Origin of the sequence: Alicyclobacillus sp. SP_1, from assembly GCF_024706985.1 — a bacterium.
Taxonomy (GTDB): Bacteria; Bacillota; Bacilli; order Alicyclobacillales; family Alicyclobacillaceae; genus Alicyclobacillus_I.
The window spans coordinates 32,321-46,576 of record NZ_JAMCCX010000083.1; the positions used below are offsets into that span (position 1 = coordinate 32,321).

Genomic DNA, 14,256 nt, shown 5'->3' on the forward strand with positions numbered 1-14,256 from the left:
CACCGCCATGTTTGGCTCGTGCATTAGGCCGATCCGCCACCGCGAACTGTAAGCCCGTGCATTAGGCCGATCCGCCACCGCGATAGATTCTTCCCATCTCGGCAGACCGACTGGCCGCAGCGGACAGGGCTTCGGCGACCGCCTGCTTCAAACCGGACTGCTCAAACACCTGAACACCGGCGTGCGTCGTCCCGCCCACGGAGGTCACGCGCCGCCTCAACACTTCCGGAGACAGCTTCCAGTCGAGCAGGACTCTGGCCGTTCCCGCGACTGTGTGCAGAAGTAAGGCGCGCGCGGTAGCTTCATCGAATCCGAGCTGTTCTGCGGCTTCTTCCATGGCTTCGAGGAAGTAGCAGACAAACCCCGGTCCACTTCCAGAAAAAGCCGTTGTGGCGTCCATCATGGCTTCGTCCATCTCCACCACAGCCCCAACCTGCTCCAGTAAAAAGCGGGCGAGCAACCGCTGATGGCTAGAGACCTTGGCATGAAACGCGACCGCCGTCACGCCCGATTCGACAGCAACTGGGAGATTCGGCATGGTGCGGACGACTGCCGCTTTCCCGCCACTCGCCTGGTCCAGCAAAGCGATAGGGATACCCGCAGCAAACGAGAGAAGCAATTGCCCATTGAGGTAGGGACGCAATTGTTCCAATGCCAATACGGTATCCGCAGGTTTTACTGCGAGCACGACCACAGCCGCGTCGGCCACTTCCGCGAGCGACTCCGCAGGAGTGATGCCGTATTCACTTTGCAGTTGGTCTAACACATCGCGTCGGCTGCGGTTTTTGACGCGAATTTGACTCGATTCGATGGCTTGGCGCCGAACCAAGCCGCGAATGAACGCCTCCGCCATGGCTCCCGCCCCAAGAACGAACAGACTCGGCTGCCGTCCCTGCGCCGCTCCTTCGCCAAGGGTACTGCCGTCGACTCCTTCTACCACCCTGCACTCACCACCCTTTCGTGCTCAGCGAAACTCATGCCCTAGTCACAAAATCCGTGACAGCCGCCAAAACCTGAAGCTCCCAATCATGCCGATTGAAGGTATGATCCGCTTCTTCCACCAGCATCACTTCTGCTTTTCCACGATACGCTTCATCTCGATATCGATACGCAACCTCATACGAGACCGATTCATCGTGAGTGCCATGGACGAGTAGCACAGGGCCACTGTACGGTGCTGCCCGCGAAAATCCGTCAATTGTCATTAAATCGTCATAAAAACGCCATCCGACCAAATCTCCACCCGCATCATAGAGAATGTCGCCACGGCGCTCAGGCGCTTCTCCAACGCCGCGAGCGATCAATTCACGCATGTTCCCGGCAGCCGCTAAGAGAACCAAGCGATGGACATCCGCTGGTCGCTCCCCCGCCAAAATACCCCCGACCAAGCCGCCCATGCTGAGACCCAAGACGGACACCCGGGTCGCATCCACGCGACGGTCCGCCAAGACCATGTCGAGCAAGGCATGCGCCTCACAAAGCTCACCGGAAACCGTCATCTCTTCAAAGTCACCGTCACTCTCTCCGCTCCCTGAGAAGTCAAAACGAATCGCCGCTACGCCGCGTTCACACAAGGCTCTGCAGATTTTCAAAAAAAGCCGATGTTCCTGCAACTTGTTGGCGGTAAACCCGTGAAATAAGAGCACCGCTGGCACCGGCAGACGGTCTCCATCCGGGAAATGTTCCATCCCTCTCAGCACTTTTCCATCGACCGTACATGTGATGGCTTGCTGCATGTCACGTCACCCTCTCTGCCCCGTCATTCCAGGCAATTCTGACTTTGCGGAACGGGCTTCGCAACACTCGTCCCAAGACTTTCGCGTAAGCCCATTATACCGTCTCCACCAAGGCTTGCGCCCATCCACCGCATACCTGTTGCAGACATCGGTGTCACGCCTTTTTTAGCACCGTAATTGTGAGATAATCTTACAAGCAAACTTGACATCTCGAGTTTAGGACTTCTATCATTAAAAGAGAACTTTTTTTCGACACAACACGTGAGGAGTTGGAGAGTTTGACCGCACGCGAAGTTTTGGATTTGATGCAAAAGCATCATATCGAAATGGTGGATTTCCGTATCGTCGACGTGCCTGGTAGGCAACATCATGTCACTGTGCCCGCCGTGGAAGTGGATGAAGGGATGTTGCAGAGTGGGATTGCCTTCGACGGGTCGAGTATCCAAGGCTTTCGCGGCATCGAACAGAGTGACATGGTGATGAAGCCAGTCCTCGAGACAGTTTATGTCGATCCGTTTTACACCACGCCCACCTTGGGTCTGACCTGTACCATTTATGAGCCAGAGGGAGCAAGGTACGAGCGAGATCCCCGGTATATTGCAGAGAAAGCCGAGAAATTCTTGAAAGACTCCGGTGTGGCAACCGATGCGTTCTTCGGCCCAGAACTGGAGTTTTTTCTATTAGACGATGTTCGCTTTGCATCCTCGTCAGAAGGCGCGTTCTACTCGGTCAACTCGGAGGAGGCCATGTGGAACACGGGACGCGGAGATGAGCCGAACTTGGGTTACAAGGTGAAGAACAAGAGCGGCTACTTTCCGCTCCCCCCGACCGACACTCAGCAAGACATCCGCACCGACATTGTCAAAGAGTTGATGGCGGCAGGCATTCGCGTCGAGCGACACCATCACGAGGTGGCAACAGCCGGTCAAGCAGAGATTAACTTTCGCTTCAACACCTTGACCAAAACAGCCGACACGCTACTGCTTTACAAGTACATCGTCCGGCAAGTGGCTCGCCGCCACGGCAAGGTTGCCACGTTCATGCCAAAGCCGATTTTTGGAGATAACGGAAGCGGTATGCACGTCCATCAAAGCTTGTTTGCGGGCGATACGCCGCTCTTTTACGAAGAGGGAGCATACGGCCACATTAGCGAATTGGCGCGTCACTACATCGCTGGTATATTGATTCACGCACCAGCACTTCTTGCTTTCTCCAATGCGAGCACGAATTCCTACAAGCGGCTGGTGCCAGGTTTTGAAGCACCAGTCAACCTGGTCTATTCAAAAGGCAACCGCAGCGCGGCAATCCGCGTGCCAGTAGCCGCCGTCACCCCGAAATCGGCGCGGATTGAATTTCGGACACCCGATGGCACTGCCAATCCATACTTAGCTTTTGCCGCCATGTTGATGGCAGGCTTAGATGGCATTCGCCGGCGCCTCGACCCGACCGCCGAAGGGTTTGGTCCGATTGACAAGAATATTTACGATCTCGATGCCGCCACCAAAGCTCAGATTCAAAGTGTGCCGAAGTCGTTTGAAGAGTCGTTGCGCGCCCTCGAAGCGGACCATGAGTTCCTGCTCGAAGGCGGCGTTTTCTCAAAGGACTTCATCCAAAACTGGATACAGCTGAAGCACTCGACGGAATTGCAACCGCTCAGTCAACGGCCGCATCCGTATGAATTTCACCTGTACTTAGACCTGTAACGGTCACCCCATGGATTGAGGGGAGGAGGCGTTTGTAGCCGCCTCTTTCCCTCAATCTTTTCTTCTCTACACTCCGTTCTTCACGCGCGTTGCCTGTCGAGTATCCGATGGTCCATCACGCACCACTTGCCCTTTGTTCAGCCAACCCGACCAACCTGCAGACTGCAGCCAGCCGTACAGGCTCGGCGAACGAAGGTACGCAGGTGAATTCGAGTTGACTTGACAACAGACCACATTTTGTAAATACTCAACTCGGTACTCTCCGGTATCGAGGCTCTTCACCAATCGATAGGCTGGGTAGACCGTAATGGCTTCGTGCCTCGCCTGCAAATGCAAACGCGGCGGTCCGAGATACTCATGCAACTGGCGCAATGAGTTCGGGTCTGCTACTGGGCTCACAGGCGCAGAATAAGGCGTGGCAGCGAGCATCCACTGAAACACCATCGCCCCCAGCTCTGCTGGGTGCCTTAACCGTTCCATGGCCTCGTCCGGATGGCCGTCCGTGACTGTGGCCGACCGCAGAGACGTCGACGGCGGCAGCACCACGGTCAGCGCGTCCTGCTCCTTTGAAACATCGGCCGCTCGCGCTGGTTGGTAAACACCTGCGAGATACCAACCGATGGTCACGAACAGGAGCGCCGAGACCAGAATGCGCCACACTTTTGAAGCGGACATGTGAGTATTCCATTGTCCTTCCTTCAAACACATCACCTCCGACGTCTGCACCCATCCACCGATGGCACAGACGTGTGTTCTAAAACGACCCAATGTAAGGTAGAACGTTTCCAACGAAATCAGGTGCGCTTGATGATACATGACAGTTTAACCAAAAATATGACGCTTGCTTTCATCGGCTTCAATCCGTCACTAACATCGTTTTCGACGGGATTTCACTACGCGCATCGCAGCAATCGCTTCTATCGCATTCTCCACGCGAGTGGACTGACTCCCGTTCTCCACAGCCCAGCCGAAAGTGTTCACTTCCCAGAATGGTATGATTATGGATTCACCAACATCGTCTCTCGCCCAACCCGCAGGGCCGACGAATTGACCCGGGAAGACTATGCTTCCGGGCGGTTGCGATTGCGAGAGAAACTCGAGTATTTCAAACCACACTTTGCTTGTTTTGTTGGGAAAGGGGTATATCAGCAATACGCTCAGACAACCCGAGTGGCATTCGGATTTTGCGTACTACCGAAAGTAGAGGGAGTGCGGGAATTTGTCGCGCCGGGAACGAGTGGGTTGGTTCGCATGGCGCTGGCTGAACAGGTAGCCATCTACGCGGAACTGGCACGGGCTATCGCCGAATATCGGGCGACAGCCCGTGCCAGTGAAGGCGACTAGGCGGAAGGATATTCGGGCTGTCCTTCCGTGGACACACCACTTCTTCCCGGCATACCGACGATGCGCGAGACTGTGAAAACACGCCGGACAGGTACCACGATGAGTGCAGTCACAATAGCTTTTGCTGCATCGCCAGGAAGATACGGATATGCGCCGAGGACGAGCGCTTTCTGTAACGATAAATGATAGACGTGAGCGAGCCAGCCCACGCCAGTCACATAACAGAGCAAATCCCCGAAAACATAGGCGATGACAGCAATGAGAAAAATAGATTTTAGTCCACTTCCGCGCACCCTTCGGACCAAAAGTCCCGTGAGCAGGGCACAAATCGGGTACATCCAAACATACCCTCCGGAAGCACCGAGCAGAACTCCCATGCCACCAGCGCCATCGAGCATGGGCAAACCGACCGCCGTCAGGACTACGACCAGAAGCATGCTGAAAAATCCATAACCGCCGCCTAGTAGCGCGCCTGCCAGCATGACGACGATGTTTTCCAGCGTGATGGGCACTGGGGTGAATGGGAGATGCAACGAAACGAAACTAAGCCCAGCCAGTAGAGCGGCAAACAAAGCACTGAAAATAACTCCGCGAACCGTTAGTCGCACTGTACAACCCTCCGACAACACATAGAATGAAGTTCTCTTCCAAGCAGACTACTCTCAAACCATTGAACCTCACCAATTGTTAATGTAAGATAAATCTATGGTTAACAATTGATTTTGAGCACATTCTAGCACAGTCTTTCGAATTGACAAGAGGCATGACAGGAGTAGAGGTCGATGCAAAGAGTCAACCCACTATTGACAGCCGTTCACGCACAATTTGGCTACGCTTCTGAAGACGGATTCGTCGCCAAAGTCGTCGATGCGTCGTTCACAGTTTGGCCCGGACAAATAATGGTCTTGGTCGGTCCGAACGGCGGCGGCAAAACCACGCTGGTCCGGGGCATTTTAGGCCAATCGGCCATCTTGGGAGGGTCCCTCAAACGCATCTCACCCGATGCTGTCCATCCTCTTTGTATTCGCTATGTCTCCCAACGCTCTCAAGCAGGATTTCTGGGAGACACGGTTGGAGATGAACTATGGATGGCCATGCCGTCAGAGCAAGACTGGCAGCGCGTCCGAGACATTCTCGCAGAGGTCGGGCTGACGGTATCTCTTGAGACCCGAGTCACGCGCCTGTCTGGCGGACAAATGCAGTTACTCGCGCTGGCTGTGGCCCTACTTCACAACCCCCATGTCCTGGTCGTGGACGAGGGAACCTCTATGCTGGCCTCGGAAAGCCGCCAACGCGTGGTGGACTGTATTCTTCAACGCGTGCAGGAACGGTCGATGGCGCTCGTTTGGGTCACACAACAACTGGAAGATATAGCGTTTGCTCATGAAGTGGTCGTCATGGATGCTGGCCGCCTGATTTGGCAGGGAACACCGCACGCATTTTTCTACGGCGACTGTCCTTCAGACTGGAAGGTCGAGGGCACTTTGCTCGCTGCCGACTGCCGAGAAGCAGAAACGCCATGCCGAAGGCTCGGTTTCACCCCACCGACCGTCATCCAGATTGGAGAACAGCTCGCGGCGCGAGGCTTCTCACCGTCAGAGCTACCCTTACACTACGAAGATATTTTGCGAGGATGGGAATCCCACACATGGCAATCCAACTAAACGACATCACTCTGCATCACGAAGGACAGCCATCGCCCACTTTGAAAGCGGTGCGTGCAGAGTTTGCGGTCGGTCAAATCCACTTGCTCGTGGGCGCGATAGGCAGCGGTAAATCGTCTCTGCTCAACGCCATCGGCGGTCTCTTGCCTCTGTCCGAAGGGCGAATGAGCCAGAACAGCGGCTCGGACCACACGCTCGAACTCACACCCACTTCCGACGCAAAGTCCCTCCAACCGTGGTTGTTGCAGATGGCCCACTTGTTTCAATTTCCCGAAGCGGCATTCTGCACTTCCAGCGTGGCCCGCGAGTTCCGACTGACCCTCGCCCCGTATGCCAAAGCGAATCCCTTGGCGGCTGGCGAGCTGCCGACCTTGGCATTGGCCGAGGTGGGTCTGCCCGCCAGCCTGCTGGAACAGCCCCCCCTGCTTCTCAGTGGTGGCCAAAAACGTCGGCTCGCCTTGGCCCTGGAAAGCAGTACAGGCGCAAACTGGCTCCTCTGCGACGAACCGACCGTCGGCATGGACCCATCGGCACTCCCATACCTCACCCGCCTGCTCTGCCGTTGGCGCGACGAACATCCTGACGGAGGAGTGATTGTCGCCACACACGATTTGGAAGCCATGTTCCCAATTTGCGATAGAGTGTTCTTTCTTGGTCAGAAAACCATGGTCCGATCCACCACTCAGACGGAAGTCATTGCCCATCCGGAATGGTTGTCGGAAGCGGGAATACAAGTGCCGACGCAGCTCTGCATCCAGCATCTGTTTGCCGCCGACGGTATTCCAGAAGCTACCGCCCGGTGGTGGAGCCTCACTGAACTAACCGACACGCTCGTCGCACGACGTCCGCGGCAATCCGGCGAGATGGAGGAACCCCTACCTACATCGGACACGTTTTCCCGGACGGCGCTCGCCAGCACACAGGACCAACCGGAACCGCAGCCCGAAAAAGCACCCTACCCCACCTTCATGCCCGGTGAAGTTAGGGCAGTGAAAGATGTCCGATCCGCTTGGCTATCCACATGGATGCTCACAATCGCGTGTTTTGCGACACACGGTCCGCTCGGTAGCTTGGCTGCTGCCATCCTCGCTGGAGTATACGCGGCAGCCTACCATGTTCCGTGGCGGCGCCTGTTCCGAACGGTGCGACCTTTAATCTACTTGACGGTAGCATCGGTCGCCCTCGCTGGAGTGGTCTGGCAGCCTCACGGGAGCCCGTTCCCGCTCACTTTTAATGCGGTTCACGCGACCACCACACTTTTGACCAGCATCCGGCTATTTGCCGCCATGACGATTGGGCTGTTGGTGCCTTTGACCGCCTCAGAGAGATCCTTGCAGACGGCTTTACAGCGGCTTTTACGTCCTCTCGAACGCCTCCGAGTACCGACGGCTGCTATCGCGTTCGGAGCCACCTTGACGCTCCAGTTTCTCCCGCAAATCCGGCGCGAGTGGCAACACTTTGCACAAATCTCGCTGGCGCGCCGGAAGCGAAAAATCACGTTGTGGGCCTTGCCGACAGCCGTGCTTCCGATGACCTTGTCCTTGCTCCAGTCGGCAGAAGACGTAGCAGACACCCTGGCAGCGCGAGGAATCCATCACTTTCACGACATCAAACAGCCCGTCGACAAAAGTCGCTGGCAAAGACACGACTGGTGGCACTTAGCCACGGCAGCACTGTTGTTTGGCATTTTAATCGCCGTTTAATGCTGTTGCTTGCCTCGCCGGCGACCGCGAAGCAATCCGCTCCCACGGGGCATTGCAGAGAACGGAAGTCACAAGCTCGACCTGCCCTCGACCTTGCGAGTCCGGTCTTCGTGCCTCAATGCGTGGCGCCTTGGCGCTCCAAACGGCGTTCGTGAAGCAGCACCATGACGTAATAGACGAGATAATAGGCCACCACCACATAGAGCAAGATGAACGTAAGCGGGCTATTGCTGTACGTCGCCTGCAAATGACTGACAGCAGCGTTCCTGCCCGCTGCAGCATCCGCCGCCGCCATTTGCTGATAAATGGTGTAGTAGTCGTATGCGAAGCGGAGCAAGAAGACGGTCACGACCACCAAACCGACCCACGGATTGGCTCGGTAATACCATCCCGATTCGCGCTTTTCAAAGCGGCTGGTACGCATCGCCAGATACGCCAAGGCGCCGCCCACCACAAGGCCAATCAGAACGTACAAGATGTACATCGGACTGGCAGCGATGCCCGTCAGCAGAAACACGCCGATGACTCCAAACAAGACAATGCGCGTTATCATCTGGGTCCTTCGGACGGGTTGATATGTCAGTGTTCGGCGCGCACGCCGATACATGACAAAGACGAATAAAGCGATGAGAATAAAAATGGGCAACGCGGCTCCCAGGGTGAGTCCTCCTCCATCGGTTGATCTCGTTCACCACTTGCAGGCCAGGGACGCTTCGAAATTCAGACGGCCTGTTTGCTCTTGTCCTCTTGTGCAGCCCTTATCTAGGCGCTTTGTGAGTCGCCTGAGACCGCAACGGACGCACGTCTCTATGCGTAAATCTCATCAAACAGTCTCGCCAGTCGGAAGTCTAACTCCGTCAGCCCGCCAGCATGCCACGACACCAACTCCAACGTCACCGATTTGTAGTCAATTGAAATAAACGGATGATGTTGATTGGCCTCTGCCACCTCAGCCACTCGGTTGACAAACTCGATGGCCTTCGGGAACGTCGAGAATTTGTATCGACGGCGAATCAACTTTCCTTCGCGCGACCAAGCTGGCCGTTCTGCCAGAGCTGAAATGATGCTGGCTTCATCCAATACGTCGGCCACTGCGTCCACCCCCCAGTTTCGACTCCGCTCAATTTTCGACCAGGAGGACTATCTTTCCGGTATTGCGATTCTCCTCCATATATCGATGGGCAGCAGCTGCCTCCGACCACGGAAACGTGCTATCAATGATGGGAGCAATGCGCCCCGCCTCCAGCCCATCGCGAGCAAACGACATAAACTCCCGCGTCAGACGAATTTTTTGAGCCACCGATCGCGAGCGCAAGGCTGTCCCAATAATTTGCAGTCGCCTGCGCAAAATCGTCCCTAAGTTCAGTCCTTGCACTTCCACGCCGCCCATCGTTCCGATGATGATGAGCCTACCGTCCATCGCCAGCGACTTCAAATTCTGTTCAAAGTAACTCGCACCAATAAAATCCAGAATGATGTCCGCGCCGTTTCCATCCGTTTCCCGCTCCACAAATGCATCAAAGGGACCGTCGTGATAGTTCCATCCTGCGACGGCTCCAAGACTCTTGGCCACTGCTAATTTTTCGGCCGATCCCGCTGTCACAATGGCGGTCGCCCCTGCTTCTCGAATCAACTGCAGCGCGGATGTCCCTACCCCACTGCCGGCGGCATGCACCAGTACGGTCGACTCCCGCATCAATCGGCCGAGCCAAAACAGATTGAGGTAGGCGGTCAAAAAAGCCTCCGGAATGGCAGCACCCTGCGCATAGGAAATATTATCAGGCAATGGCATAGCCATCCCCACCGGAATCTTGACGTACTCGGCATAGCCGCCTCCGGGCAACAAGGCACAGACGCGATCTCCCAACGCGACGTCCGCCACACCTGGAGATACTTCAACAACTTCTCCAGCCATCTCCAGTCCTAGAATATCGGATTCTCCCGGCGGAGGCGGATAAAATCCTCGCCGCTGGAGCAGGTCGGCGCGATTCAGGGCAGTGGCTCGCACACGCACCAACACTTCTCCTTGACCCAACTTCGGCGTCTGCGCATCTCCCAGTTGCAATACTTCTGGGTCTCCAAACTCTTTCTGGCGAACAGCTCGCACGAGCAGGCACCTCACTCAAAGTGGAATAGTACCATCATACCACTTGGCGTGACAATGTCATGGTCTGTTCGGACCACATCCGTCAGATCTCTCGAGGAGGGAGTTCTTTTAGTTTCTCGTGCGTAATCTCCTGAACCACAGAAATTCGCCCGTTGATAATCAAGCCGATGGCGACCATGACTGCCCCGACGGCAATCAGGGACTGACCTACCGGGAGCAGAAATTGAACGCTGTACTGACCCAGCTTTTTCAGTTGCTGTGATTCCACCGCTCCACACCCCCAACATCCCTGCGGTCTCTCCACAGTTCATGCACCCGAAATCGAGATGGCAACGGCAGTGTACACGAGTTGGCAAAATGCCCGTCAAACTGTCTCCACAAACACGGACCGTTGGATAATCCCCATGCTCTCTATCTACCCAAAGGTGTGAACAGTGGTCCAGTGCAGTCCTCCATCAGTCGTTTGATAAAGCGTCGACGGCGCATGTTGAAAAGCCGTGCTGACCGCTATAAATCCAACGGTCGGAGACAAAAATGAAGGGACGACCTCTTGTCCTGGAAGTTTCAGAGATAGAACCGTCCATTTGACTCCCCCGTCCAGCGTCTTCGCCAGCGTGATCCGACCTCGAACTCCACAGGCGGAGCATTCTCCAAACTGATAGGCAATGCCATGCGGCAGCGCCACCAGTGGCCCCGGCTCGACACCAGTACCATGGAATCCACCCGGATGCTGACCAGCATAGCCGGGCGCTGGTCCTGCCCCCGCCGTCGCACTGCGGATGACAGCCTGCCACGTCTGTCCGCCGTTATCGGTATGAAAGACGGTGTAGGACTGCTGATTCATGCCAGCTCCACCAAGCACCGTTCCCCAGATGTCCCGTGCACTGACCACTGTAGACAAGCCGGGACGAAACGCCTCAGAGACGGCTAGCGCCGTCTTCAGAGAAACGGTATTGGACGAAGGACGGTCCAAGTAGACGGCTTGCACTTCTGACGCAGACGCAGGACTGCTCGTCTCGCCGTTGTTCCAACGGAAGCGAACAACGGTCGGCAGCTTCTCCATTCGCCAATGCGCTCCTCCATCGGTAGTGACCCACTCGACCTCCGCCGTGGAGTCCTGACGCCCACTGCGCGAGGAACCGGAGCCACTATGCCCCACACGCTCCAACACATATCCGTCGTTGACCGAAGTAAAGTGCACATTTCTGTTTCTATAGGAGCGTGACCAGAAGTCGGGCAGCACGTTCACCTTCGTCCAACTCAGACCGCCATTCCGCGTGGCAAGCAAAACCCCCGGTTGATTCTGAGTCTGTCCGACCGCCAGCGCGTAACCGTCCAGCGAGTTGACCATATCAAAATGTTCCACGCGGTAGGGTCCTTGATAAGACGTGTCCCACGTATGCCCCCCGTTGTCCGTTCGCAGAATGTAACCACTCGCCCCAGCCAGACCAACCTTGCGGGACACAAAATCCAACGCGTCGAGCGTCATGGTCTTTGTGTTGACCGACAACTGTGGAGGCGTTGCGTTATGCTGAGGTACCGTTGTGTTCGACGAGTTGGGCGAATTGGATTCCTTCGGCGCAGTCGGCACTTTAGCCTGTGTGCTTGTCTGCGTCTTGTTCCCCTTGTCTTGTGCAGTCCTGTGCACTAGAGTTGCAGAAGACACCCCGCAGCCCGTCAAACCAGCCACAGCGAGTACCGACAACACCATATAAAAGAAAGGTTTTTGAGACTTCATCGATTCCACTCCTCACATTGCTCTCGGTGCTCCAGTGGAAACTGAGAGTTTGTCGACCATCCATCCGGACATCCACCATTAGACGATGAGAAGTACAACAATGTGACATGCTTCTTCTCGATTCAGACAAAATCTTCGGCCCAAAGGGTACTGGGTTCCGAACGAAAAGGCCCACGCGATTTGACAGTGCCAAGCATCCGTCGGTGACGCTGAATGGACTCCCGCCACACGGAGTGAGTCGGCATAGCTAGCGTGAGTCTGGTTCTTCTCTACAAGGACGCAAAAAAACCGCTTGCCGACTGGGTCAGCAAGCGGTTGTCATGCAACGACAGCTCTGATATTCGACTTATAGATGTTCAGCCAAGCGGGAAGCCAATTCCGCTTTGGGCATATAGCCCACCAACTGCTGGGCAACCTTTCCGTCCTTGAACAGAATCATTGTCGGGATGCTCATGATATTGTATTTGCCAGGCGTCTGAGGATTTGCATCCACATCCATCTTCGCGACTGTAACCTTATCCGCATGCTCTGCCGAAAATTCCTCCAAGACTGGAGCCATCATGCGACAAGGTCCGCACCAAGTAGCCCAAAAATCCACCAAAACCGGTTTATCGGATTTAAGCAACTCGGGAAATTTATCGTCCGTTACTGGAACTGTAGCCATTGTACCTTACCTCCTCAAAATAGATGGGACAACCGTCGAAAGACGGCAGTGCCCATGGGGACACTCGTTCGATGCGCCCTAGCATCATTATACCCCAACGGGGCATCGTATTGCACGTGATTCTTTTAAAATCATCGCATCAACAAGTTTCTGGGTGTACCCAATGACACCCTCACAAACGATGTTCATCTCTTCGGCCAGACTCGCTCTGACTCGCCTCTGTTTGAATTACACGTGAGCCTTCGCTGCTGCAAGCGCTGCTTCATAGTTCGGGTGCTGTGTGATATCCGGCACATACTCTGCGTGGACGACCACATCGTCTTTGTCCACCACAAACACCGCGCGGCATTCAATGCGGCGCTCTTTCAAATATGTACCGTAGCTGGTTCCAAAATTCATATCCATGTGGTCAGAAAGAGTGACAACTTGTTCCAGACCGGAAGCGCCGCACCACCGTTTTTGAGCAAACGGAAGGTCTGCACTGATGGTCAGCACCACCACTTCACTCCCGAGCTTCTGCGACTCTTCGTTAAATCGACGAGTCTGCGCATCACACACACCCGTGTCTAGAGAAGGTACTACACTCAAGATACGCACCTTGTTCGCATAATTATGAAGGGACACTTTCGACCAATCGTTCGCCGTCAATTGAAAATCAGGCGCGGTCTCACCCACTTGAATCTCCGAACCAACCAACGTGACCGGGTTTCCCCCCATGGCCACCACACCTTGCCGCTCCTCAGCCATCCGTTCACCCCTCCATGACCATCCAAACATCCCAACAGAGATATCGTACGCCATCTCTTTGGAAGATGCCAGCAAACATTGCAACGTTTATTGCAAACGAGGAGTATTGCCATTCGAGCTTCCATTCGAGCTCCCGTTCGCGCCTCCATCCGTGGCTCGCGACCAGGCTTGGAGCACTTCGACAAACAGCGTTGCTTCGAGCGCCTTGACCCGTTCAGCCAAAGTCTCTGGTGTGTCGCCAGGCTGCACCGAGAGGGCTCTTTGCGCCAAAATCCGACCGTGATCGTACTCTTCATCGACAAGATGAATGGTGGCTCCCGTTTCCGTTTCTCCTGCCGCAATCACCGCTTCGTGCACATGCAGGCCGTACATCCCCTTCCCGCCGTATTTCGGAAGCAACGCGGGATGCACATTGAGGATACAATCTCGATACGCGAGCAGCGTATGCTGGCCAAGTTTTCGCATGTAGCCGCTGAGGACGACCACATCCACCTCTGCCTCCTTCAGTGTTGCACAAATCGCCTCGTCTTCGGAGGCATACGGAGCGTACCGCGTCTGATGGATAATTTCAGTTCGCAGTCCGCAACTTTCGGCGAATGACAAAGCGGAACTGCCACTGCGATTCGAAATGACGACCATCGGTACTGCATCAAGCATTCCTTGGTTACAGGCGTGGACAATTGCGCGCATGCTACTGCCATTATACGATGCCAAAAACCCTAGTCTCACGGTGCGAATCGTCTCCTTTCGATAGTGTGGAAATTGCGAGAAATGTTGGAATACCTCAATAACGGCAGGATTTTATGGGGAAACACGTCGAATACGTGCAATCACAGCCAAATGACCGCAC

Annotated in this window: 16 protein-coding genes; 4 read left to right on the forward strand and 12 right to left on the reverse strand. The window is 55.3% G+C overall.

All coding sequences use genetic code 11. The features are described from left to right. Positions 1–61 precede the first annotated feature (61 nt). The gene (gene proC, locus M4I36_RS15000; protein ID WP_258112567.1) at positions 62–940 is read right to left on the reverse strand and encodes a pyrroline-5-carboxylate reductase; all 879 of its coding nucleotides are present in this window, start codon (positions 938–940) and stop codon (positions 62–64) included. 34 nt (positions 941–974) lie between these two features. After that, positions 975–1,736, reverse strand: a complete 762-nt coding sequence (locus M4I36_RS15005) for an alpha/beta hydrolase family protein (RefSeq protein ID WP_258112568.1) — start codon at positions 1,734–1,736, stop codon at positions 975–977. A gap of 278 nt (positions 1,737–2,014) precedes the next feature. Between M4I36_RS15005 and glnA the strand changes: the two genes are divergently transcribed. Then, positions 2,015–3,439 carry a type I glutamate--ammonia ligase gene (gene glnA / locus M4I36_RS15010; RefSeq protein WP_258112569.1) on the forward strand — a complete coding sequence of 475 codons (1,425 nt, stop codon included), beginning with the start codon at positions 2,015–2,017 and terminating at the stop codon, positions 3,437–3,439. A 66-nt stretch (positions 3,440–3,505) separates the two neighbouring features. Here the strand turns inward: glnA and M4I36_RS15015 are convergent, their stop codons facing one another. Next, on the reverse strand, positions 3,506–4,141 hold the full coding sequence (locus M4I36_RS15015) for a hypothetical protein (RefSeq protein WP_258112570.1): 636 nt from the start codon (positions 4,139–4,141) through the stop codon (positions 3,506–3,508). A gap of 105 nt (positions 4,142–4,246) precedes the next feature. Between M4I36_RS15015 and M4I36_RS15020 the strand changes: the two genes are divergently transcribed. After that, positions 4,247–4,783, forward strand: coding sequence for a mismatch-specific DNA-glycosylase (locus M4I36_RS15020; protein WP_258112571.1), 537 nt, complete (start codon positions 4,247–4,249; stop codon positions 4,781–4,783). Here the strand turns inward: M4I36_RS15020 and M4I36_RS15025 are convergent. Next, entirely contained in the window at positions 4,780–5,391 is a 612-nt protein-coding gene (locus tag M4I36_RS15025; RefSeq protein ID WP_258112572.1) for a biotin transporter BioY, read from the reverse strand. The two genes, M4I36_RS15020 and M4I36_RS15025, sit on opposite strands and share 4 nt — an antisense overlap. 174 nt (positions 5,392–5,565) lie before the next feature. Here M4I36_RS15025 and M4I36_RS15030 point away from each other — a divergent pair, with 174 nt between their 5' ends. Both M4I36_RS15030 and M4I36_RS15035 read left to right on the forward strand, forming a co-directional pair. Further along, complete coding sequence (locus M4I36_RS15030) at positions 5,566–6,447, forward strand: energy-coupling factor ABC transporter ATP-binding protein (RefSeq protein ID WP_258112573.1); 882 nt, start codon at positions 5,566–5,568, stop codon at positions 6,445–6,447. Then, positions 6,432–8,150, forward strand: coding sequence for an ATP-binding cassette domain-containing protein (locus tag M4I36_RS15035; RefSeq protein WP_258112574.1), 1,719 nt, complete (start codon positions 6,432–6,434; stop codon positions 8,148–8,150). Before M4I36_RS15030 ends, M4I36_RS15035 begins: the two co-directional genes overlap by 16 nt. A gap of 115 nt (positions 8,151–8,265) precedes the next feature. Here the strand turns inward: M4I36_RS15035 and M4I36_RS15040 are convergent, their stop codons facing one another. The 8 genes from M4I36_RS15040 to purN all read right to left on the reverse strand — a co-directional run bounded on the left by M4I36_RS15040 (position 8,266) and on the right by purN (position 14,135). Beyond that, on the reverse strand, positions 8,266–8,796 hold the full coding sequence (locus M4I36_RS15040; RefSeq protein WP_258112575.1) for a CcdC protein domain-containing protein: 531 nt from the start codon (positions 8,794–8,796) through the stop codon (positions 8,266–8,268). A gap of 161 nt (positions 8,797–8,957) precedes the next feature. Next, entirely contained in the window at positions 8,958–9,242 is a 285-nt protein-coding gene (locus M4I36_RS15045) for a 4a-hydroxytetrahydrobiopterin dehydratase (RefSeq protein ID WP_258112576.1), read from the reverse strand. A 28-nt stretch (positions 9,243–9,270) separates the two neighbouring features. Further along, positions 9,271–10,257 carry an NAD(P)H-quinone oxidoreductase gene (locus M4I36_RS15050; RefSeq protein WP_258112577.1) on the reverse strand — a complete coding sequence of 329 codons (987 nt, stop codon included), beginning with the start codon at positions 10,255–10,257 and terminating at the stop codon, positions 9,271–9,273. Between the two features lie 82 nt (positions 10,258–10,339). Then, positions 10,340–10,525, reverse strand: coding sequence for a hypothetical protein (locus tag M4I36_RS15055; protein WP_258112578.1), 186 nt, complete (start codon positions 10,523–10,525; stop codon positions 10,340–10,342). 147 nt (positions 10,526–10,672) lie between these two features. Continuing rightward, complete coding sequence (locus M4I36_RS15060; RefSeq protein WP_258112579.1) at positions 10,673–11,995, reverse strand: WD40/YVTN/BNR-like repeat-containing protein; 1,323 nt, start codon at positions 11,993–11,995, stop codon at positions 10,673–10,675. A gap of 346 nt (positions 11,996–12,341) precedes the next feature. Further along, entirely contained in the window at positions 12,342–12,659 is a 318-nt protein-coding gene (trxA, locus tag M4I36_RS15065; RefSeq protein ID WP_258112580.1) for a thioredoxin, read from the reverse strand. A 228-nt stretch (positions 12,660–12,887) separates the two neighbouring features. Continuing rightward, positions 12,888–13,406 carry a thiol peroxidase gene (tpx, locus tag M4I36_RS15070; protein ID WP_258112581.1) on the reverse strand — a complete coding sequence of 173 codons (519 nt, stop codon included), beginning with the start codon at positions 13,404–13,406 and terminating at the stop codon, positions 12,888–12,890. Between the two features lie 87 nt (positions 13,407–13,493). Beyond that, a complete protein-coding gene (gene purN, locus M4I36_RS15075; RefSeq protein WP_258112582.1) occupies positions 13,494–14,135 on the reverse strand; it encodes a phosphoribosylglycinamide formyltransferase in 642 nt (213 codons plus the stop codon). Positions 14,136–14,256: the final 121 nt, after the last annotated feature.